The following is a 22744-nucleotide window of genomic DNA, read 5'->3' on the forward strand; positions in this document are numbered from 1 at the left end:
TCGTCAATTGACTATTCATCAGCCCCCACTTACATCGCACCGCATGTTTGCGCGGGGGTTCGGCCATATAAGGCGGCCGGGAAGCCGCGCCTTCGTCTAGGCTTAGGAATCAGGCATGCTCGGCGCGATCGCCAAATCGATTTTCGGTTCGTCCAACGACCGCTACGTCAAATCCGTCATGAAGATTGTCGAGCGGATCAGCGCGTTCGAGCCCACCGTATCGGCGCTCACCGATGACGAATTGCGGCAACAGACGCAGATCTTCCGGGAACGCCTTGCCAATGGCACAACGCTCGACGACATCCTTCCCGAAGCTTTTTCCACGGTACGCGAGGCTGCGAAGCGGACCTTGGGCCAGCGTCATTATGATGTGCAAATGGTGGGCGGGATCGTCCTGCACCGGGGTGAGATCGCCGAAATGCGCACCGGCGAAGGAAAGACGCTGGTGGCGACGCTGGCGACGTATCTCAATGCGTTGGGGGGCAAGGGCGTTCATGTCGTTACGGTGAACGATTATTTGGCCCGCCGCGACTGCGACTGGATGGGGCAGGTGTACCGCTTCCTGGGTCTCACCACTGGCGTGATTGTCCCCAACATGCGCGAGGATGAGCGCCGGGTCGCGTACAATGCGGATATCACCTACGCGACGAACAACGAACTGGGCTTTGACTATCTGCGCGATAATATGAAGTTCGAGCGTGCCCAGATGGTGCAGCGCCCCTTCAACTTCGCGATCGTGGACGAGGTGGACTCCATTCTGATCGATGAGGCGCGGACACCTCTCATCATCTCCGGGCCAACCGACGACAAGTCGGAGCTGTACATTTCGGTCGATGAAGTCGTGAAGCGGCTCGCCGCGGACGATTATGAAAAGGATGAGAAGCAGCGCAGCGTGACGCTGACGGAGGACGGCACCGAAAAGGTGGAACGGATGCTGGAGGATGCCGGGCTCCTCATCGGCTCCAACCTCTATGATTTTGAAAATACGCAGGTTGTCCATCATGTGAACCAGGCCCTGCGCGCCAATGTCATGTTCAAGCGCGACACGGATTATATCGTCAAGGATGACAAGGTGATCATCATTGACGAGTTCACAGGCCGGATGATGGAAGGCCGCCGCTGGTCTGATGGTCTGCACCAGGCGGTTGAAGCCAAGGAAGGCGTTCAGATCGAGCCCGAAAACCAGACGCTCGCATCCATCACCTTCCAGAATTATTTCCGCATGTATCCGAAGCTCTCTGGGATGACCGGGACGGCGGCGACGGAAGCGGCGGAATTCTTCGACATCTACAAGATGAACGTCGTCACCATTCCCACGAACCTGCCCGTGCAGCGGATGGACGAGGAAGACGAGTTCTACAAGAACACCAAGGACAAGTTCCAGGCGATTGCCCGCGCCATCAAGGAAAAATCGGAAGCGGGCCAACCGGTTCTGGTGGGCACGGTTTCGATTGAAAAGTCGGAAATGCTTTCGGAATATCTGAAGGCTGAGAAAGTGCCGCACGCAGTCCTGAATGCGCGGCTTCATGAAAAAGAAGCGCATATTGTTGCGCAGGCCGGGCGCAAGGGCGCGGTCACCATCGCAACCAATATGGCGGGCCGTGGCACCGACATTCAGCTCGGCGGCAATCTGGATTTCCGGGTAGAGGATGAACTGGGCGACATGCCCGAGGGACCCGAGCGTGATGCGGCCATCACTCGCATCAAGGAGGAAATTGAGGCGGAACGGCAGGAAGTGCTCGCGGCGGGCGGCCTGTTCGTGCTGGGCACCGAGCGGCATGAGAGCCGCCGTATCGACAATCAGCTTCGGGGGCGCGCGGGCCGCCAGGGCGATCCGGGCTTGTCGCGCTTCTACCTTTGCCTTGAAGATGACCTGCTGCGCATCTTCGGGCCCGACACGTTGTTCGCTCGCATGATGAACAAGAATATGGCTGACGGCGAAGCGATTGGCTCGCGCTGGCTGTCAAAGGCGATTGAAACGGCGCAGAAGAAGGTCGAAGCGCGCAACTACGACATCCGCAAACAAGTTGTGGAATATGACGATGTCATGAATGACCAGCGCAAAGTCGTTTATGAACAGCGCAGCGATATCATGGACGCAGAAACGGTGGACGACGTCGTCACCGATATGCGGACAGAGACCGTAAATGCCATCGTGGCCGACAATTGTCCGGCAGGCACTTATCCCGAACAGTGGAATGTGGAGGGGCTGAAAACCGCGGTTCTAGAGATACTCGATCTCGAACCCGATATTGACGCCTGGATGGAGGAAGACGCGCTCGAACCCGAACTCCTCGAAGAGCGCATCGCCAATCTGGCTCATCAGGCCGTGGCTGAGAAGGCTGCATCCATCGATGAGGCGAACTGGCGCATGGTGGAGAAGAATATCCTTCTTCAGGCGCTGGACCATCATTGGAAGGAGCATCTGGCTACGCTGGATGCGCTGCGGCAGGTTGTGCATCTGCGGGCCTATGCACAAAAAACCCCAATCAACGAGTACAAGCAGGAAGCCTTTGCGCTGTTCGAGCGGATGCTCGGCAATATCCGCGAGGATGTGACTCGCACCATCGCGCGCGCCCAGTTCCGCGTGGCAGAGCCGGAATTGCCCGAACTGCCCGTGCTTCCCGACTTCATTACCAGTCATATCGACCCGCTGACAGGCGACGACGACACGGCCGATTTCGATCGGGGGGGCGGTTATGTCACCACCACCCTGCCTCCTCCAATTGTCCGGCAAGGGCAGGGGGTTGAGGAGGAAAATCCCTATGCCGGACTGGACATCAGCCGTAATTCCCCCTGTCCCTGCGGATCGGGCCGGAAATACAAGCATTGCCACGGGGCCCTCTGACGGGGGCCGTTAGTTTCGGCCTATCAACCTTCCTGTACAGCATGATATTCCTGGGCTAGCCTTCGTAGCCATGAGGTGGACATGCTGAAATTCCGGCTGCGGGATCGTGTACCGGAAATCGGCCGGGTGCCGCTCGTCTACGGCTATGGCGTGGCCCTCCTGACGGTTGCGCTTTCGCTTTTGGCCAGGTCATTGCTGGAACCTTGGCTGGGGGAAAGAGCGCCTTTCGTCATCTTCACCCTGCCGGTGCTCCTCTGCGCGCTCTATGTGGGCATGGGGCCAGCAATTCTCGCGGCTCTGCTGGCCATGACATATGGCTATTTCCATTTCGCTGCCGACGGAGCGATGAGCACTGGAGACTCCGTTCACCTCGGCACTTTCGCATTTGTTTGCTCTGGCATCGTGCTGCTGGCCGGTCGGATGCGAAGGGCAAGCCATGAGGCCGTCAAGCACCTGTGCGCAGCGACCACGGAGGCCGACCGTGCCGGGCAATATGCGGAGGAGCTAGGGCTGCTGGTGGAAGGCGCCACCGACTACGCCATTTTTATGATCGATCCTGAAGGCCGGGTGACCATCTGGAACAAGGGTGCCGAACGGGTTCTGGGTTGGACCGCGGAGGAGATCGCGGGAAAATCCGCTGCGGTTCTTTCACCGGAAGACGATGCGGCATCGGCGGGTCTGGAAGGCGACCTTCAGGTGAGCCTCGCCAATGGCGGGCTTTCCGGGAAGCGCTGGCATGTCAGGAAGGATGGAACGGAATTCCTGGCCGATTTTACCCTGACCCCGCTCAAGGGCGAGAGTGGGGAGCTAAGAGGCTATGCCAAGCTCTTGCGGGATATAACCGACCGATATGCGTCGGAACGGGCGGTTGAGCGGCGGGAGAGGCATCTTCGATCGATCCTCGACACCGTTCCCGATGCCATGATCGTGATCGACGAGCATGGCCACATCCTCTCCTTCAGCGCGGCCGCGGAGAAGACCTTTGGCTATAGCGAAGAGGAACTTGTTGGACGAAATGTCAGCTTCCTGATGCCATCGCCCGATGCTGAACAGCATGACAGCTATATCCATCGCTATCTGAATACGGGCGAGCGGCGGATCATCGGCATCGGCCGGGTTGTCACTGGATTGCGCAAGGATGGCAGCACCTTTCCAATGGAACTGTCCGTCGGCGAAGCTGCGAATGATGATCAGCGGCTTTTTACCGGCTTTGTGCGCGACCTGACCGAAAAGCACCGGACGGAGGCGCGGGTGCAGGAGCTTCAGGCAGAACTCATCCAGGTGTCGCGCCTCAGCGCCATGGGCACCATGGCGTCCACCCTGGCGCATGAGATCAACCAGCCCCTGACTGCGATAGCCAATTATGCGGAGGCCGCCGGACCGATCATCGACAGCGGTGATGAAGAAGACAAGGCCATTCTCAAGGAACTGTTTCAGGATATTGCAGGCCAGTCGCTGCGCGCAGGCGGCATTGTCCGCCGGTTGCGGGAATTCATTGCTCGGGGAGAAGTCGAAAAGCGATTGGAGGACTTGCCGGTCCTTATCCAGGAGGCTGCCTCTCTGGCCCTGGTGGGCGCAAGGGAGAAGGGGGTGTCGGCGCGGTTCAACCTGGATTCTTCCGCTACGACCGTGCTTGTTGACCGGGTGCAGATCCAGCAGGTCCTAATCAACCTCATCCGCAATGCGGTTGAGGCCATGGAGGGATGCGAGGTGCGCAACCTCCTGATTTCGTCGGAGGCCCTCAATCATGACATGGTGACTGTGTCCGTGGCCGACACAGGGCCCGGCATTGCTCCGGAAATCATGGAACAACTCTTTCAGGCCTTCATGAGCACCAAGAGCAGCGGCATGGGGCTCGGCTTGTCGATCTGCCAGACTATCATAGAAGCTCATGGCGGCCGAATCCGTGTCCGGCCGTCCATTGCCGGAGGCGCGGAGTTTCAATTCACGCTGCCGCTGGCGACGGCGACCGAATGAATGTGAGGATCGGTTTTGGGAAAGCAGCCAAGCCTCCATATCCTCTCCCACTGGAGAGGGAAGCCAACCGTCCGCTTCGATCTTCGATCCTTCTCAAATCAACCCCATGGCCCGCATGCTGCTATGGCCTTGGCGGCCGATGATGATGTGGTCGTGAACCGCGATTCCCAGCTTCTTGCCGGCGTCGATGATGTTGCGGGTGATGAGGATGTCCTGCTGGCTGGGGGCGGGATCGCCGCTGGGATGATTATGCACCAGGATCAACGAAGCGGAACCAAGATCGATTGCGCGGCGAATGACTTCGCGCACGTAGATCGCAGCCTGGTCAACTGAGCCGTCGCCCATATTCTCATCGCGAATCAGCATATTGCGGCTGTTGAGGTGAAGGACCCGTACACGTTCGACCATCATGTGAGCCATGTCTGCACGAAGATAGTCGAGCAACGCCTGCCAACTCGCGAGCACCGGCTGATTGGCGACTTGCGATTTCACGAGCCGGAGCGCGGATGCTTGGGCGATCTTGATGGCGGCGACGCTGGTTTCGCCCATGCCGCTCACTCTCTTCAAGGCTTCAGCGTCTGCGGTCAGCAGGCCTCCGATGCCGCCGAATTCGGCCAGAAGCTGCTTGGCGAGCGGTTTCGTGTCTCGCCGGGGTATGGCGAGGGCAAGCAGATATTCGATCAGCTCATGATCCAGCAATGCCTCCGGCCCGCCGTCCAGCAAGCGGCGGCGCAGCCGCTCGCGATGGCCCGCGCCATGATGTTCCTGCTTGCTGCCCGGTGCGATATCCCCCATGACATCAACGCCTAAGCGCAATGGGATTGAAGCTCAATCGGATATCGCCATAGCCTTTGGAATGAATGGAGCCGGCCGGTTCATCTTATGGCAATGTTGTTCCCGTGAAATCTTACGGTTCGGAAACGAAGGGCAGCAACCGGGCGTTATGACAGGATGAACCAGGAAGAAGCCCAAATGCTCCCTGAGGAAGGGAGTCTGGAAAAGCGCTGGATCTTCTGGGTCGTGCTGGTCGTTGCCATATTCCTGCTGGTCCTGCTGGTCGTCTGGACACAGCGATCCCCCATTGCGGATAATCTGATCAGCCGTGAGCTTATGCGGCGGAATGTTTCGGCCCGCTACGACATCGTGCAGATCGGCCTTAGGACCCAGCGGCTTGAAAATCTGGTCCTGGGGACAAAGAACCGGCCCGACCTGACCGCTGATTGGGTCGAGGTCGACCTGACCGTCGGCGCGTTCACTCCCCGGGTGGCCGCTGTCCGGGCGGGCGGAGTGCGCCTGCGCGCGCGCATAGTGAATGGCGAACTTCGGCTTGGCGAACTCGACAAGTTTCGTGATCCCACATCCACGGCCCCGCTGGGCCTGCCCGACCTGAAACTTGGCCTGTATGACGCGCGGGTGCGGTTGGACACACCGGTGGGACCCATCGGTATGAAGCTGGACGGCACCGGCCATTTGCGCGGCGGATTTGAAGGGAAGCTGGCTGCCGTGATGCGCCATGCGAAAGCCCAGGGGTGCTGGGCCGACCGGCTTACCCTCTATGCCGACCTTTCGGTAACGGCGCGGGAGCCTCGGCTGAAGGGACCGGTACGCGCCGCTGCGATCGACTGCCCGGCAACTGGCCTGGCGGCCGTCAAACCCGCCGCTGACATAGACATTCGCCTGAACGAGTCGCTGGACCATTGGAGGGGGAAGCTGGGGCTTTCTTCTGAAACTGTCTCCGGCGCGGCCATGCGGCTGACGGGTGCCGGGGGCGACATTTCCTTCGACGGCGATGCCAGGGCGATGAAGGGGCGGGTTGATATCGCCGCCGCGGCCTTCGCTCATCCTTCACTGCGTGCGGGGCCGGTCGGCTTCAAGGGCGCCTATTCGCTTGGCAGCGACAGAAGGGGCAGCTTTGCCCGGATGCAGGGCCTTGCCAAGGCCGACGGGTTGAAGCTGGAAGGAAGCAACCCAGTCGCTGAATTGCGGCAATCAGCCGCCGGCACGCCCCTTGCTCCGTTGGCCGCCAAATTTGCTTCAGCGGTGGAAGCGGCAGGGAAGAGCAATGAAACGACGGCAACCATTGCAATCTTGCAGCGCAATGGAAGCGGGCGAATGCAAGTGACTGATTTGGCGTTCAAAAGTCAAAGTGGTGCACGTCTGGACCTGACAGGCGGCAGCGGCCTGGCCTGGTTCTGGCCCAAGGGGCAATTCGCCCTAGACGGCAGCTTGCGAATGGAGGGCGGCGGCCTTCCCCAAGCCGCCATCCGGCTGAAGCGCGACCGGGCAGGGGCTCTTAACGGCCAGCTCTTCATGGGGGATTATACCGCCGCGAATGCACGGCTCGCGCTTGAACCGGTCCGCTTTGTTGCTGGCCGCGGCGGCAGCCGCTTCACGACCATAGTAAGGCTTGACGGGCCGCTTCCCGGCGGTGGGCTCAAGGGCCTGTCTCTGCCGGTTGACGGACGGGTGGCTCCGAACGGAATGGTGAGGATCAATCATCAATGCATGCCGGTCTCTTTCACTTCCTTCAAATATGAGAATTTGGCCCTGCAACGGACGCAGCTTCGCCTTTGTCCGGCGACGGGCGGAGCGATGGTGCGGGCGGGACCGGACGGTTTTGCCTTCGCCGCTCTCGCTCGCGACGTTCGGCTGGGGGGAAGGCTGGGCCAGAGCCCGTTGAGTCTTGCCGCGAAAGAGGCGCGGATTGGCGTTCCGGATAAGGGATTTTCCGCCAACAGCCTGAAAGTCGCTCTTGGTTCGGAAGCACCCACTATTCTGGATCTGGCCCACCTGACGGGGCGTTTTGCGCCCGCCGGTCTTAAGGGAGGGTTTGAGGGCGGCGCCGGACATATCGGCAATGTGCCGCTGGAGATGTCTGACGCATCGGGCCGTTGGAGCTTTGCGAAAGGGGCGCTGAAGCTCGATGGAGATTTGCGTCTCGCCGACCGGGCCGCGCCCGACCGCTTCAATCCGCTGCTTTCAAAAGATTTCGTCATGACGCTGGCGAACAACCGCATCTCTGCCAATGGCATCCTGCTGGAGCCGAGGACGGGCGCGCCGGTAACGAAGGTTGGCATCGCGCACAATCTTGGCACTGGCGCTGGTCAGGCTGATCTGGCGGTGGACTCGCTGCAATTCAACGATTCCCTTCAGCCGGAGGATATTACCCGCATTGCCCTGGGCGTTGTTGCCAATGTGAAGGGGGCAATCTCGGGCGAGGGGCAGATCCGTTGGGACGGGCGCGGCGTCACCAGCGAAGGCCGCTTCCGCACCAATGACGTCAGCCTGGCGGCTGCCTTTGGTCCAGTCACGGGACTGTCCGGCGAAATCCATTTCTCCGACCTGCTGGGCTTGCAGACGCCGCCGGGACAAATCTTCCGCATTGCCAGTGTCAATCCCGGCATAGAGGCCACCGACGGGATCATCCGCTATCAGCTTCTGCCGGGGCAACAGGTGCGCATAGAAGGCGGAACATGGCCCTTTTCCGGCGGCCAGTTGACGCTGGAGCCGACCGTCCTGGACTTCAGCGCGGAAAAGCCCCGGAACCTCACCTTCCGCATCATCGGTTTGCAGGCGGCTGAGTTCATCAACAAGCTGGAGCTGGAGAATATCTCCGCCACCGGCACTTTCGACGGGCTGCTGCCCATGGTCTTTGATGCCAGCGGCGGGCGCATTGTGGGCGGCGTGCTGGTTGCGCGGCAGGAGGGATTGCCGCCGCTTTATGTGGACGATGTGAAGCAGCTCAAAGTTGCTTGCGACAATCGGCGTCAGGGCGGAACGCTCGCTTATGTGGGTGAAGTGTCGAATGCCGATCTCGGCATGTTCGGCAAGCTTGCCTTCGATGCGCTGAAATCGTTGCGCTACAAATGCCTCACCATCCTGATGGACGGCTATATCGACGGGGAGGTGATAACGCAGGTCGCCTTCAACGGCGTCAACCAGGCGCCAGTGGAATCGGAGCAGATGGGATTGGGGCGGCAGTTCACCGGACTGCCCTTCATCTTCAACATAAGGATCGAGGCGCCCTTCAGGGGGCTGCTTAACACGGCAAAGTCCTTTGTCGATCCCACCGTGCTCATACGAAGCCATGTTGCAAACGGCCTTGCCGTTCAGCCTGCCGACAGCGACACTATGCGAACAGGGAACAAATGAATGAGAGAAATGGGCTGCAAGATAAGGAAAGCGGGGCAGGGAATATTTGCCATTTCAGCACTGGCGCTTGTCGCCGGATGCATCCAGGTGAAGGCCCCTGACAAGCCGATCGAGATTAACCTCAATGTCCGGGTGCAGCAGGAAGTGGTGGTAAAGCTGCAAAAGGACGCTGAAGAGCTGATTGAAAACAATCCGGAGTTGTTTCCGCAATGAAGACCGACAAGAAATATTTGCTCATGCTGGCTGGCGCGGTTGTGCTGGTTGGCGGCGTTGCGATGGCCTGGACCGGCTCGGCAAGGGCTCAGTCCTCGATTGTGACCCAGGCAATCGCCAATGGCACAGTGGGTGAGCAGGCTGACGGCTATCTTGGCGTCAAAGGCTCTGTCCCCGCGAATGTGAAGGCAGAGGTTGATTCGATCAACATCAAGCGGCGGGCCGCCTATACCGACCTGGCAGCAAAGCGGGGCGTGACCGTGGCAGACGTCGCCGCCGCGACCGGTTGCAAGACGCTGTCCAGCCGGGTTCAGGCGGGCCAGTCCTATCGCCTGAATGATGGAAGTTGGCATGTGAAGGGACCAGGCCCAATCGCCTTGCCGGATTATTGCGCGACGACCGGGTGATTCTGCCTGCAATTTTTCCCCTCTCCAGTGGGAGAAGGATACGCAGACTTAGGCCGACGCAGTCGGACTTAGTCGCAGTTGGGTGAGGGGTTCCACGCTACCGATAGGCACAACCCCTCGCCAACTCCGGCTAAGCTGCAAGCAGCCAAGCCTTCATATCCTCTCCCCATGGGAGAGGAAAAACATGCCTTTTCCTGCCTTCACGCCCCCATCGCCAAACCGTTCCACCTAGCGGTTGACTTACTTCTTTCCCCTTTCTAAACGGGCCGCGCCTTGGCGGGTGATCCAACACCGTCCTTGCATCCCGGAACCGCTGGTCTAAACGCAGCGAAAACGGAGTGCGGCGATGGAAAACGGAGAATCCGGGCGAGACCCGATCGAAGAGGATAAGCGGCTGGATACGCTCAAGGAGCGGCTTCAGCAGGCTGGCCAGGACGAGGCGGTCAGGACGGGCAGGGACCAGAAAGGGGTGGACGAAGGATACCGCCTCGGAAATCGGGTTCTTGCCGAACTGATCGGGGGTATCGCTGGTGGCCTTCTGATAGGCTGGGTCCTTGACCTGCTATTCGGAACAAAGCCCTGGCTCCTGTTGGCCTTCCTCTTCCTGGGGATCATCTCGGCTTTCAGGAACATCATTAGGATTTCCACAAAACGCCCGAAGGAATGAGGGCGCTTTTGTTGTACGGACAAATGTCGTCAGGGGTTTTCACGCGTGGCAGCTGAATCAGGCAAGATCGATCCGATGCACCAGTTTGAGGTGCAGACGATTTTTGACGGTTTCAATCTGGGTGGCCATCAGATCGCCTTTACGAATAGCGCCCTGTGGATGGTCATAACGGCCTTTATGCTTTGGCTGTTCATGCTGGGCGGCATGAAGCGGGAGCTGGTGCCCGGCCGCTGGCAGGCCGCGGTTGAGAGTATGACCGGCTTTATCAGTTCCATGATGCGGGCGAATGTCGGTGAAGAGGGCAAGCGCTATACGCCCTATGTCTTCTCGCTGTTCATGTTCATCCTGTTCGCCAATCTGCTCGGTATGCTGCCCTTGGGCGTGTTGGGGCTTCACCCCTTCACCTTCACGAGCCACTTCACCGTCACCGGCGTGCTCGCCATCATGAGCTTCTCGATCGTTCTGATTGTCGGTTTCTGGCGGCACAAATTCCATTTCTTCTCGCTGTTCGTGCCCCATGGTACTCCGCTTCCGATGATCCCGTTCATCTTTGTCATCGAGCTGGTGTCCTTCATGGTGCGGCCGTTCAGCCTTGGCCTTCGGCTTTTCGTTGCGATGACGGCGGGTCACGTGCTGCTGAAGGTGCTTGGCGGCTTCGTCATCAACAGCACCAATGCCGGGATCGGCTATGGCCTCACCGTTGGCGTGTCGAGCTTCGCCTTGATGATCGGTATCAGCGCGCTGGAAGTGCTGGTGGCGGTGATCCAGGCCTATGTATTTGCTCTCCTGACCTCGCTCTACATCAACGACGCGGTCAACCTTCACTAAGTTTTTCTCCACCAATTCAATAAGTTTAGAAAAGGAGTTTATTATCATGGACGCAGAAGCAGCAAAGCTGATCGGTGCAGGTCTGGCCGCTATCGGTGCCGGCATGGCCGCGCTCGGCGTGGGTAATGTTTTCGGTTCATTCCTGGAATCCGCGCTGCGCAACCCGGCTGCTGCCGATGGTCAGCAGGGCCGCCTCTTCATCGGCTTCGCCGCGGCCGAGCTTCTGGGTCTGCTGGCGTTCGTCGTTGCCATGATCCTGATCTTCGTTGCCTAAGGCAGCGCAAGCGGATTGACATATCGCCGGGCGGTCCGCCGCCCGGCAGACAATATTCTGGACAAGTCCGATGCCTCAAATATCGCAGATCGCCGCAACCTACGCATCGCAGATCTTTTGGCTGCTCGCGACCTTTGGCTTTGTTTTCATAGTCATCGGCCTTGGCATGATGCCAAAGATCGAATCGACCGTAGAGGCGCGTGACAAGCGGATTTCCGATGATCTCGAAACGGCCAAGGCGGCGCATGCCCGCGCGGACGAGATCGAGGAGGAATATCGGGCCAGAACCAACGAAGACCGGGCCGCAGCGCAGAAGATAACCCAGGCCGCTAAGGACAAGGGTGCCAAGGACGCAGAAAAGCGCCTGGCAAAGGCTGACGGTGAGATCGGGGAGAAGATCGCTGCGGCAGAAGCGCGCATTGCGGAGGCAACGGCCGCTGCAATGACCGAGATTGAAGCTATTGCGGCTGAAGCGGCGCTTGAACTTGTCTCCAAGGTTTCCGGTACCAAGGCGAGTCCCGCCGCGGCTACCCAGGCAGTAAAGGCAGCATTGGCCAATGGCTGAATCAGCAGAAAAACTCGACGCCGGTTCGCAGCAGGTCGAACAGCATCTGGACCACGCCGCTTCTTCCGAGGGCATGCCTCATGCAGCAACGGAAGCGCCCGGTGGTGTGGAGCATCATGCCGATCCGAAGGCGCTTGGCCTTGACGCCACGGCCTGGGTCAGTCTCGCGATGGTTATTTTTATCGCGATCCTGCTCTGGAAGAAGGTGCCCGGTGCCATTGGCGGTGCGCTCGACAAGCGGATTTCAGCCATCCGTCAGCAACTCGACGAAGCCGCCAAGCTGCGCTCCGAAGCCGAGGCATTGAAAGCGGAATATGAAGCGAAGCTGACTGCCGCAGCCAAGGAAGCAGAGGATATGCGGACCCGCGCCGAGGAAGAGGCGGAGCATGTGCTTGCTAAGGCAAAGCAGGACGCGACTGACCTGATCGCCCGCCGGCAAAAAATGGCGGAGGACAAGATCGCCGCAGCCGAACGCGCCGCCGTTGCTCAGGTGCGCGCCAGGGCTGCACAGGCGGCGACCGCAGCCGCTGCTAACCTGATCGCCGAACACCATGACGCGGCGGCGGACAAGTCGCTGGTCGACAGCACCATCAAGGGTCTTGGTTCGCTGAACTGAGAGCGAAGGGTTTTCGGATATCCCCTCTCCAGTGGGAGTGTGAAAAATGAATATGCTGGGGCATGTCCATTTTTCACACTGGATACGCAGATTTGGGCCGACGCAGCCGGTCCTGGTCGCAGTTGGGTGAAGGGGCCACGCTACTGGTAGGGCACAAACCCTCACCAACGCCAGCTAGGCTGGAGGCAGCCAAGCGTCCATATCCTCTCCCAATGGGAGAGGGAAGCAGATCATCCGCTGCCCAAACTTCCCATCCCCTTTACAACGCAGCTAGCGACCATCGCCTTGCGCGCTTAAATAGGGCGCATGAACAGCCCCCAATCTCCCGACCGTTTCAACGAGGAAAAGGCGACCTATGCCGTGCGCGGCGCGGGGCAGCCGGATCTTGAGGCCGGGGTCGCCGCAATACGCGAGACGCTGAAGACGCTTCCCACGCGTCCCGGCGTCTATCGTATGCAGGATGGGCGAGGCGACGTGCTCTACGTCGGCAAGGCGCGGGCTCTCAGGAACCGTGTCAGCAATTATGTACAGGTGGAGCGGCTTTCGAAGCGGCTGCAGCGCATGGTGGCGCAAACCCGCTCCATGACCATTGTCACCACCAACAGCGAGGCCGAGGCGCTGTTGTTGGAAGCCCAGCTCATCAAGCGTTTCCGCCCGCCCTATAATGTCCTCCTTCGCGACGACAAAAGCTTCCCTTTCATTCTGCTGGGCGAGGATCATGCCTTCCCCCGGATCCAGAAGCATCGCGGCGCGCGCTCGATAAAAGGACGCTATTACGGCCCCTTCGCCAGTGCAGGGTCGGTCGGACGAACGCTCAACGCGCTCCAAAAGCTGTTCCTCCTCAGAAGTTGCACCGACAGCTTTTTCAACAACCGTTCCCGTCCCTGTCTGCTTTACCAGATCAAGCGATGTTCGGCGCCCTGTGTAGGCCGCATCAGCGAAGAGGATTATGCCGAGCTGGTGGCCGATGCGCAGGATTTCCTCGCTGGCAAATCGACCAAGGTGCAGCGGAAACTCGGCGGCGCGATGCAGGCGGCTTCCGATGCCATGGATTATGAAATGGCCGCGGTCTATCGTGATCGCCTGAAGGCCCTGACCTTCATCCAGGGCAGTCAGGCCATCAATGCGGAAGGACTGGGCGACGCAGACATTTTCGCCATGGCAAGCAAGGCGGGCTCCATCTGCATCCAGGCCTTCTTCATCCGGGGCGGCCAGAATTGGGGTCATCGCAGCTTCTTCCCGGCGCACACCGCCGAAGTATCGGAGGACGAGGTGCTGGAAAGCTTCATGGCGCAATTTTACGAGGAAGTGCCGCCACCCAAGCTGATCCTTGCCGACCGCGCACCTGCCGAATGCGAGCTGCTGGCCGAGGCACTATGTGCACGCATCGGGTCAAAGGTCCGCATTGAAATACCCCAGCGCGGCGATCGCATGAAGCTGATCCGGCAGGCCCAACGTAATGCTGTGGAGGCGCTGGACCGCCGCCTGGCCGAAGCCACGACCCAGGGCAAGATCTTGCAGGAAATGGCCGATCTTTTCGCTCTCGACGGGCCGCCGGACCGCATCGAAATATATGACAATAGCCATATTCAGGGAACCAATGCCCTGGGCGCCATGGTGGTCGCGGGACCCGAGGGCTTCCGGAAGAACGCTTACCGGAAGTTCAATATCAAGCGCGCCGAGACCGTGCCGGGCGACGATTTCGCCATGATGCGGGAGGTGTTGGGACGCCGCTTTGCCCGCGCGCAGCGGGAGGACCCAGAGCGGGACAAGGGGGACTGGCCCGATCTGGTGCTGATCGACGGCGGACGCGGGCAGATCAATGCGGTCCGGGACGTATTGGAGGAAATGGGTGTTGAGGATGTGGCGCTAGTCGGCGTCGCCAAAGGGCCTGATCGTAATGCAGGGCGGGAGGTCTTCCACCTTCCCGACGGCCGCGAGCTCACCCTTCCCATCAACAGCCCGGTTCTTTTCTATCTTCAGCGGCTAAGGGATGAAGCGCATCGCTTCGCCATCGGTGCCCACCGGGCAAAGCGGAGCAAGGCGATCGGAACCAGCTCGCTCGACGACGTGCCGGGCATTGGTCCAGCCCGGAAAAAAGCCCTGCTGATGCATTTCGGCACGGCACGGGCGGTCCGGGATGCAGCGCTGGAGGATTTGCAGCGTGCTCCCGGTGTGTCCAGAGCGGTGGCGCAGACTGTCTATGACTATTTTCATGGGTGACCAGCGCCTCAATATCCTGCATTCCGGCGAATGCCGGGGTGACGGAATGGATCGGATGGCAGCTTGTCCCACATAACCACCCCCGCCATCGTGTGCGCCGTTCGCCATCATGGCGAGCACGGGGCGATCGCCCGGCTGATGACGCCGGAACATGGCTTGATGGCGGGCTATGTCAGGGGGGGGCGGTCCACGCGCCTTCGCCCGATTTTGATGCCCGCCAATCTGGTCCAGGCCGAGTTTCGTGCCCGCACGGGGGAGCAGCTTGCCAGCCTGACAGTCGAGCTGGCGCTTAGCCGGGCTCCCCTCCTGAGCGAGCCGCTTCCTGCTGCCGCCATCGAATGGTGTTGCGCGCTGACGGCGGCCGCGCTGCCGGAGGAGCAGCCGTTCCCGGTTCTTTATGAAGCCCTCGGCGGGGTTCTGGACGCCATTGAGGCAGCCCCTGCGGCGCGCGGATGGGCAGTGGCGCTGGTACGTTATGAGCTGCTGATCCTTGCGGAACTGGGTTTCGGACTGGATCTCGGCCGGTGCGCCTTGACGGGTGAGAAGGGCGAATTTCCCTATGTCAGCCCGAGAAGCGGAATCGCCGTCAGTGCCGAGGCAGCGAAGGGCTATGAGCATCTGCTCCTTCGCCTGCCGCCCTTTCTCATCCAGGGCGGAATGGCTGACTGGCGCGATATCTTTGACGGGCTTCATCTGACCGGCACATTCCTTGAGCGGTCCGTGCTCACAGAACGCCGGCATGAAGTGCTGGCCTCCCGCGAAAGGCTGATGGAAAGGCTGAAAAGAGCGGTTGCGTAACACCCGCCTATGTTGCAAGGGCATCGCAATCGGAGGTGATTTCAATGCTGATAGCGCTGTTGCCAGGGGACGGGATTGGTCCGGAAGTCATTGCCGAGGCGCGGCGCGTACTGGATGCGCTGGGGCCGCTTGGCTTGAGCTTCGAGGAGGCTCCCGTCGGCGGCGCGGCCTATAAGGCGAAGGGCCATCCGCTGCCGCCCGAAACGCTGGCTCTTGCCAAGCGGGCCGATGCTATACTGTTTGGCGCGGTGGGCGATCCTGACTGCGACAGGCTGGAACGTGCGCTTCGCCCTGAACAGGCCATATTGGGCCTCCGCAAAGAGCTGGAGCTTTTTGCCAATTTGCGGCCTGCGAAGATGTTTGCCGAACTGGCTGGTGAATCCGCGCTGAAACCGGAGGTGGCGAGCGCCATCGACCTGATGATTGTCCGTGAACTCAATGGCGACGTCTATTTCGGCGAGAAGGGCATGCGGAAGACGGCAGGTGGCCTCCGCGAGGGCTATGACATCATGTCCTATAATGAAGCCGAGGTGCGCCGCATCGCGCACAGCGCTTTCCGCACCGCCCAGGCGCGGCGTGGAAAGCTTTGCTCGGTCGACAAGGCCAATGTCCTGGAAACATCGCAACTCTGGCGCGATGTGGTGATCGAGGTGGCGGCCGAATATTCCGATGTCGAACTCAGTCACATGTATGTCGACAATGCCGCAATGCAGCTCGTGCGCAATCCGGGGCAGTTCGACGTGATCGTCACCGGCAACCTGTTCGGCGACATATTGTCGGACCAGGCAAGCATGTGCGTCGGTTCCATTGGGCTGCTTGCCTCGGCTTCGCTGGATGCCAATGGCAAGGGGCTGTATGAGCCGATCCATGGCAGCGCGCCCGACATTGCCGGGCAGGGCAAGGCAAATCCGCTCGCGACGATATTGTCGGCCGCGATGATGCTTCGCTATTCGCTTGGCCTGGCTCAGGCGGCTGACCGGATCGAAGCAGCCGTGGCCGAGGCGCTTGCCAACGGAGCACGAAGCGCCGACCTTGGCGGAGCCATGACTACGCGGGAAATGGGCGACGCGGTTCTGGCGGTCCTTTAGGATCAGCGCCTTCTCCGTTCGCCCCGAGCGCCTGCCTTGCAGGCAGTCGAGGAGCTCAACGCGAACGGATAGGAATGTTCGTGGTAGGAATTTCCGGGTAGGATAGAAATGAAAAGAAAAACTGGTCAGGACCGCAGCATCACCTCCAAATGGCGCCCAGCAACTCAGGCGATCCGGGGCGGCACCGCGCGGTCGGAATTTGGCGAGACGTCCGAAGCGATCTTCCTGACATCCGGCTATGCCTATGACTGCGCGGAGGATGCCGCCGCCCGCTTTGCCGGCGAGCAGCAGGGCATGACCTACAGCCGCCTGCAGAACCCGACTGTCGAAATGCTGGAGCAGCGCATTGCCCTCATGGAGGGTGCCGAAGCGGCGCGTTGCACCGCGAGCGGCATGGCCGCGATGACGGCGGCCTTGCTCTGCCAGTTGCAGGCGGGGGATCATGTCGTCGGCGGACGTGCGCTCTTTGGCTCCTGCCGCTGGCTTACCGATACGCTGCTGCCCAAATTCGGCATCGAAACCACGGTCATCGACGGCCGCGACATTGACGCCTGGCGGAAAGCGATAAGGCCGAACACCAAGGTCTTCTTCTTCGAAACGCCTGCCAATCCCACCATGGATGTGGTTGATCTGCAAGCGGTTTGTGGCCTTGCCAAGGAGCATGGCATTGTGTCGGTGGTCGACAATGCCTTCGCTACTCCGGTGCTTCAGCGGCCGATCGACTTCGGCGCGGATGTGGTGGCTTACAGCGCCACGAAAATGATGGACGGGCAGGGCAGGGTGCTTGCAGGCGCGGTCTGCGGCACTCAGGACTTCATCCTCAACACGCTGCTGCCCTTCACCCGGAACACCGGGCCGACACTCAGCGCTTTTAATGCCTGGGTGGTGCTGAAGGGTTTGGAAACGCTCGATCTGCGGATCAAAAGGCAGAGCGAAAATGCTTTGCTGGTCGGGAAATTCCTGGAAGGCCGGGTGGAGAAAATCCTGCATCCGGGGCTCCCTAGCCATCCGCAACATGATCTGGCGATGCGGCAGATGAGCGCCTGCGGGCCCATTTTCTCGCTTTATGTCGGTGGTGGGCGGAAAGAGGCGCATGGCCTGCTCAATGCGCTGAATTTGATCGACATTAGCAACAATATCGGTGACAGCCGGTCGCTTATGACCCATCCCGCTTCGACCACCCATTACGGCATGGCTGAAGCCGCGCGGTTTGAAGTCGGCATCACTGAGGATATGCTCCGCATCAATGTCGGGCTTGAGGATCCACAGGACCTTATCGAGGATTTGGATCAGGCATTGACGGCCATCGGAAGATAGGGGAATCTGAACTGGTGTTGAGCCTCTTTCCCTTCAGCGAGACCACTCGAGATGTCATAGTCAGGGTGTCTGTCAGCTTCTTGCCCGAACAATCGGAGCCGGAAAGGGGGCGCTGGTTCTGGGCCTATCATATCCGCATCGAGAACAAGGGCGAGGAGCCGGTGCAATTGCTGACGCGCCGTTGGGTCATTACCGATGGCCGCGGGGTGCAGCATCTGGTGGAAGGGGAAGGCGTGGTCGGCGAACAACCGGTTATCCAGCCGGGTGCGGCCTATGACTATGTCTCCGGCTGCCCGCTTTCCACCCCGACCGGGGCCATGCAGGGCAGCTATCATATGCTTCTTGCAAGCGGGAAGACCTTTGACGCTGCCATACCGCGTTTCTCGCTCATCGCACCGGCGGTGGCCGAATGAAGCGCACGCATTTGCCATTGAACGGCCTGCGGGTGCTGGACGCGGCCGCACGCCATTTGAGCTTTACCCGGGCGGCGGATGAACTGGCCGTCACGCCTGCAGCGGTAGGGCAGCAGATCCGCGCTCTGGAGGATATGCTGGGCGTCGTCCTTTTCCGCCGGACGCCCAAGGGACTGGAACTGACGCCCGAAACAGAGGCCGGTCTGGAGGCGCTGCGGCAGGGTTTTCTTCAATTCGAAGAAGCTGTCCGGGCGATGCAGGCGGGGCAGACTTCGAAATCGCTCACCATTGCTGCACCGCGCGATTTTACAGCGAAATGGTTGAATGCTCGCCTTGCCAAATATGCGGCGGAAGATGGCGATCTGCGCTTTTCCATGGTGGCGGCGGACGAGCCGCTGGATTTCACTGAAGCCAATCTGGACCTTGCCGTGCGCCTCGCCGAAGGGCCGGGCGAGCATGAGGGCGTCCAACTCGGCGAAGGGCTATTTGTAACCGTCGAGGCGCCAGAAGGGGGCCCCGATCACAAGATCGACTGGCCCGGATGTCCGGCGGAAGACGGCATGGCAATCATGCGGGTCGCCGATGCGGGCCTCGCGCTCGAAGCTGCCGCCAATGGCTTTGGCCATGCCAGCGTGCCCCTATTGCTGGCGCAGAAGGACCTGACCGAAGGCCGCGTGCGCCAGATTGGGGAACCGCGAAGCTCTTCTCAGGCTTATTGGCTCATCGCGCCCTTGCCGCAATGGCGCCAGAAAAAAGTGAAGGCGTTGGTGGAGGCGTTGACGGCAGGTTGAGCTTGCTGGCGCTACCGGGCAGTTGCCCCTACCCGGCGGGAGAGGAGCACCCGCTTCCGCTGGAGAAAGCTATTTCTGCGTTTTCAGCCAGTCGATGATTTCCTTGCGCTTTGCCGGGTCCTTAAGACCTGCATAAGCCATCTCTGTGCCGGGCACCGCCTTGCGCGGATTTTCGAGGAAGGCGTTCAGCGTTGCATCGTCAAGTTTCTTGCCCCAGCCCTTCATGGCGGTAGAGAAATTGAAACCTGCCTTTGCACCGGCTTTTTCGCCATAAACTCCAAGCAGATTGGGGCCGATGCCATGCGTCCCGCTCTTGTCCACCTTGTGACACATGGCGCACTGCACAAAGGCGGCGGGCTTGGCTGGCGCTGCGCTTGCGGAAGCGGTCACGCCTGCTGCCAGCATGACGAGCGGCATAGCCATTATGGAATATCGCCTCATTCTACCTCTCACTACTCACTAACAGTTCTGATCGCCAATATTGGCCGATCCATCGGAACCATCGCCTTTGCAATCAGGCGTCGATCACCTCGTCATCGACATTGGCCGCATTCTCCTGAATGAAAGCAAAACGGTGCTCGGGATTTTTGCCCATCAGGCGATCGACAAGGTCTCGAACCCCGGCGCGCTCTTCATATTCCTGTGGCAAGGTGATGCGGATCATGCTGCGGCTTTTGGGGTCCATGGTGGTTTCGCGAAGCTGTTGCGGGTTCATTTCGCCCAGACCCTTGAAGCGGTTGACCTCCACCTTCTTGCCTTTGAACTCGGTCGCCTCAAGTTCCGTCCGGTGTGCGTCATCTCGGGCATAGACGCTCTTTGCTCCAGAAACGAGGCGGTAGAGCGGAGGCTGGGCGAGGTAGAGATGTCCTTGCCGGACGATCTCCGGCATTTCCTGAAAGAAAAAGGTCATCAGCAGCGTGGCGATATGCGCCCCATCGACATCGGCGTCCGTCATGATCACGATTCGGTCATAGCGCAGATTGTCGGGATTGCAGTCCTTACGAGTGCCGCACCCCAGCGCCTGGATCAAGTCTGCGATCTCCTGATTGGCGAGGATCTTGGCGCTGTTGGCAGAGGCGACGTTCAGGATCTTACCGCGAATGGGAAGAATTGCCTGTGTCTTGCGGTCCCGCGCCTGCTTGGCCGAGCCGCCGGCGCTGTCGCCCTCGACGATGAAGATTTCGGTGCCCTCGGGATCGTCGGACGAACAGTCGGTCAGCTTGCCGGGCAGGCGCAGCTTGCGCGCACTTGTGGCATTTTTGCGCTTTACCTCCCGCTCGGCCTTGCGCCGCAACCTTTCGTCCATCCGGTCCAGAACAAATGCCAGCAGCGCTTTTCCGCGTTCCATGTTGTCGGAAAGAAAATGGTCGAAATGGTCGCGCACAGCGTTCTCGACCAGGCGAGAGGCTTCGGGTGAGGTCAGGCGGTCCTTGGTCTGGCTTTGGAATTGCGGATCGCGAATGAAGACCGACAGCATGATCTCGCAGGCGGACATGATGTCTTCAGCCTGGATCTGTGCGGCGCGCTTCTGCCCTGCCAGTTCGCCAAAGGCGCGGATGCCCTTTGTCAGCGCGGCGCGGAGCCCGGCCTCATGGGTGCCGCCGTCAGGTGTGGGAATGGTGTTGCAGTACCAGCTATAGCTGCCGTCGGACCAGAGCGGCCAGGCGACGGCCCATTCCACCCGGCCCGCACCGTCGGGGAAGTCCTGCCGCCCGTCGAAGAACTGTGCCGTGGCGCATTCCCGCGATCCGATCTGTTCGCGCAGATGATCCGACAGGCCGCCTGGAAACTGGAAGACTGCTTCAGCGGGCGTCTCGTCCGTGATGAGTCCGGCTGCGCATTTCCAGCGGATTTCCACACCCGCAAAGAGATAGGCCTTTGACCGGGCAAGGCGGTACAGGCGGGCTGGCTTGAACTTCAGCTCACCGAAAATCTCCGTGTCGGGTGTGAAGCTGACCGATGTGCCGCGCCGGTTGGGCGCAGCGCCTGCCTTCTCGAGTGGGCCCAAGGGGTGCCCCTTGGCGAAGCGCTGCCGATGCAATTCCTTGTTGCGCGCAACCTCGATCAGCGTGTCGCTGGAAAGTGCGTTCACCACGCTGACGCCGACGCCGTGCAGACCGCCAGATGTGGCATAGGCCTTGTCCGAAAATTTTCCTCCCGAATGGAGGGTGGTCAGGATTACTTCGAGCGCGGACTTGCCGGGAAATTTGGGATGCGGGTCGACCGGAATGCCGCGCCCATTGTCGGTGATGGTCAGCCTGTTGCCCTGCTCAAGATTGACCTCGATCCGGTTGGCATGGCCTGCAACAGCCTCATCCATGCTGTTGTCGAGAACCTCGGAGGCCAGATGGTGCAAAGCCCGTTCGTCGGTGCCGCCAATGTACATGCCAGGGCGGCGGCGTACGGGCTCCAGCCCCTCCAATACCTCGATATGGGAGGCGTCATAATCGGTCGATGTGGCTGAAACTGCCCCGAAGAGATCATCTGACATGGCCAAGCTATAGGGCTTGGTCCCTCTGGCTTGCAAGCTGGATCGTGCCGCAAAGCCCGTGGGCCGTGGGGTTCATCGGGGGTTCATGCAACCAGCGTGGGACAGGGTCGTTGAAAAACCGCCTGTTAAACAAAAAGGGATCCAAACTCATGAAATATATCCTGAAAGCGCCGCTTGGCGCTGCGGTCGCACTCGTGCTTGTCACGCCTGCCATGGCGCAGGAGAGCTCAGGAAGCTCAGAAGAGGGGAACTGGACAGGACTTTATGCCGGTGGCTCGATCGGCCTTGGCAGGGCAGATGACAAGAAGAGCGAGCGCCTGATTTTCGATACGGACGGCGACGGCGACTTTGACGATGCGGTCACCTCCGGCGGCAGCGATATTTTCACCGGCTATTGCTCTGGCCGCTCCCGTACCGGCGACGCAGCGGACGGTTGTATCAAGGACCGCACGGGAACGGACTGGGCCGGTCATGTCGGCTATGACATGCAGTTCGGCAATATCGTGGCTGGTGTGGTCGCAGAAGGCGGCATTGCCGATATCACAGACAGCGCAACGGGATTTACCAGCGAGCCGGGCGACTACACGCTCACGCGGCGGCTGAAGGAAAATGCCGCCCTTCGCGCGCGGCTTGGTTATTCCATGGGCAACACGCTCTTTTACCTGACCGGCGGTGGTGCCTATGGCAAGATCAACAACCGCTTCAGCAGCAGCAATGTCGCCAATGCCTTTGCGGATAGCGGCGACAGCGACGCATGGGGCTGGACGGCCGGTGCAGGTGTGGAGCAGAAGGTGGCCGATAATTTCTCGGTCGGCTTGCTCTACAAATATACTTCTCTCGACCCTGATGATTATAGCGTGGCGGTAAGCCAGGGGACTGCTCCTGCCACAGGTCCCTTCACCAACCCCGCCACGACCAGCGGGCAGACGCTGATCAGCCGGAGCAATGATGACTTCAATTATCACACGGCCAAGATCACGGCGAGCTATCGCTTCTGAACCGTCTCAGGGTGCATGAAAAAGGCCGCCGGAATTCCGGCGGCCTTTTTCATGCACCCTGAGACGGTTCAGAAGCGA

The 22744-nt window shown here is 60.2% G+C and carries 20 protein-coding genes; 17 read left to right on the plus strand and 3 right to left on the minus strand.

Annotated features, from left to right (window positions below; all coding sequences use genetic code 11):
- The first annotated feature begins 115 nt into the window (after positions 1 to 115).
- Positions 116 to 2848 (plus strand): preprotein translocase subunit SecA, encoded by a 2733-nt coding sequence (secA, locus tag VJS46_RS05555; protein WP_324058368.1) that lies wholly within the window; start codon positions 116 to 118, stop codon positions 2846 to 2848.
- A gap of 81 nt (positions 2849 to 2929) precedes the next feature.
- Entirely contained in the window at positions 2930 to 4825 is a 1896-nt protein-coding gene (locus VJS46_RS05560; RefSeq protein WP_324058369.1) for a PAS domain S-box protein, read from the plus strand.
- Positions 4826 to 4918: 93 nt separating this feature from the next.
- Here VJS46_RS05560 and radC read toward each other — a convergent pair whose 3' ends face one another.
- Positions 4919 to 5620 (minus strand): RadC family protein, encoded by a 702-nt coding sequence (gene radC, locus VJS46_RS05565; RefSeq protein ID WP_324058371.1) that lies wholly within the window; start codon positions 5618 to 5620, stop codon positions 4919 to 4921.
- A 177-nt stretch (positions 5621 to 5797) separates the two neighbouring features.
- On the opposite strand from radC, the gene VJS46_RS05570 reads away from it, so the two are divergent.
- The 14 genes from VJS46_RS05570 to VJS46_RS05635 all read left to right on the plus strand — a co-directional run bounded on the left by VJS46_RS05570 (position 5798) and on the right by VJS46_RS05635 (position 19177).
- Positions 5798 to 8977, plus strand: a complete 3180-nt coding sequence (locus VJS46_RS05570) for an intermembrane phospholipid transport protein YdbH family protein (protein ID WP_324058373.1) — start codon at positions 5798 to 5800, stop codon at positions 8975 to 8977.
- Between the two features lie 9 nt (positions 8978 to 8986).
- Positions 8987 to 9190 carry a YnbE family lipoprotein gene (locus VJS46_RS05575; protein ID WP_324058406.1) on the plus strand — a complete coding sequence of 68 codons (204 nt, stop codon included), beginning with the start codon at positions 8987 to 8989 and terminating at the stop codon, positions 9188 to 9190.
- Entirely contained in the window at positions 9187 to 9597 is a 411-nt protein-coding gene (locus tag VJS46_RS05580) for a YdbL family protein (protein WP_324058375.1), read from the plus strand. Before VJS46_RS05575 ends, VJS46_RS05580 begins: the two co-directional genes overlap by 4 nt.
- Before the next feature lie 346 nt (positions 9598 to 9943).
- Positions 9944 to 10264 (plus strand): AtpZ/AtpI family protein, encoded by a 321-nt coding sequence (locus VJS46_RS05585; RefSeq protein ID WP_324058377.1) that lies wholly within the window; start codon positions 9944 to 9946, stop codon positions 10262 to 10264.
- A gap of 45 nt (positions 10265 to 10309) precedes the next feature.
- On the plus strand, positions 10310 to 11092 hold the full coding sequence (locus VJS46_RS05590; RefSeq protein ID WP_324058379.1) for a F0F1 ATP synthase subunit A: 783 nt from the start codon (positions 10310 to 10312) through the stop codon (positions 11090 to 11092).
- A 46-nt stretch (positions 11093 to 11138) separates the two neighbouring features.
- On the plus strand, positions 11139 to 11366 hold the full coding sequence (locus VJS46_RS05595; RefSeq protein ID WP_184475932.1) for a F0F1 ATP synthase subunit C: 228 nt from the start codon (positions 11139 to 11141) through the stop codon (positions 11364 to 11366).
- Between the two features lie 70 nt (positions 11367 to 11436).
- Entirely contained in the window at positions 11437 to 11931 is a 495-nt protein-coding gene (locus VJS46_RS05600; protein ID WP_324058382.1) for an ATPase, read from the plus strand.
- Positions 11924 to 12547 carry a F0F1 ATP synthase subunit B gene (locus VJS46_RS05605; RefSeq protein WP_414707970.1) on the plus strand — a complete coding sequence of 208 codons (624 nt, stop codon included), beginning with the start codon at positions 11924 to 11926 and terminating at the stop codon, positions 12545 to 12547. The genes VJS46_RS05600 and VJS46_RS05605 overlap by 8 nt, the downstream gene beginning before the upstream one ends.
- Before the next feature lie 306 nt (positions 12548 to 12853).
- Entirely contained in the window at positions 12854 to 14770 is a 1917-nt protein-coding gene (gene uvrC / locus VJS46_RS05610) for an excinuclease ABC subunit UvrC (protein WP_324058384.1), read from the plus strand.
- Positions 14771 to 14833: 63 nt separating this feature from the next.
- A complete protein-coding gene (recO, locus tag VJS46_RS05615; protein ID WP_324058386.1) occupies positions 14834 to 15568 on the plus strand; it encodes a DNA repair protein RecO in 735 nt (244 codons plus the stop codon).
- A 44-nt stretch (positions 15569 to 15612) separates the two neighbouring features.
- Positions 15613 to 16656, plus strand: a complete 1044-nt coding sequence (leuB, locus tag VJS46_RS05620) for a 3-isopropylmalate dehydrogenase (RefSeq protein WP_324058388.1) — start codon at positions 15613 to 15615, stop codon at positions 16654 to 16656.
- A 108-nt stretch (positions 16657 to 16764) separates the two neighbouring features.
- A complete protein-coding gene (locus VJS46_RS05625; protein ID WP_324058390.1) occupies positions 16765 to 17973 on the plus strand; it encodes a trans-sulfuration enzyme family protein in 1209 nt (402 codons plus the stop codon).
- Positions 17974 to 17987: 14 nt separating this feature from the next.
- The gene (gene apaG / locus VJS46_RS05630) at positions 17988 to 18386 is read left to right on the plus strand and encodes a Co2+/Mg2+ efflux protein ApaG (protein ID WP_324058392.1); all 399 of its coding nucleotides are present in this window, start codon (positions 17988 to 17990) and stop codon (positions 18384 to 18386) included.
- Entirely contained in the window at positions 18383 to 19177 is a 795-nt protein-coding gene (locus VJS46_RS05635) for a LysR family transcriptional regulator (RefSeq protein WP_324058394.1), read from the plus strand. Before apaG ends, VJS46_RS05635 begins: the two co-directional genes overlap by 4 nt.
- A gap of 69 nt (positions 19178 to 19246) precedes the next feature.
- Here VJS46_RS05635 and VJS46_RS05640 read toward each other — a convergent pair whose 3' ends face one another.
- Entirely contained in the window at positions 19247 to 19600 is a 354-nt protein-coding gene (locus VJS46_RS05640) for a c-type cytochrome (protein ID WP_324058396.1), read from the minus strand.
- Positions 19601 to 19691: 91 nt separating this feature from the next.
- A complete protein-coding gene (parE, locus tag VJS46_RS05645) occupies positions 19692 to 21668 on the minus strand; it encodes a DNA topoisomerase IV subunit B (RefSeq protein WP_324058398.1) in 1977 nt (658 codons plus the stop codon).
- 149 nt (positions 21669 to 21817) lie between these two features.
- Here parE and VJS46_RS05650 point away from each other — a divergent pair, with 149 nt between their 5' ends.
- Positions 21818 to 22666 carry an outer membrane protein gene (locus tag VJS46_RS05650; protein WP_324058400.1) on the plus strand — a complete coding sequence of 283 codons (849 nt, stop codon included), beginning with the start codon at positions 21818 to 21820 and terminating at the stop codon, positions 22664 to 22666.
- Positions 22667 to 22744 lie beyond the last annotated feature (78 nt).

Source organism: Rhizorhapis sp. (assembly GCF_035276005.1).
In the GTDB taxonomy this organism is placed as follows: Bacteria; Pseudomonadota; Alphaproteobacteria; order Sphingomonadales; family Sphingomonadaceae; genus Rhizorhapis.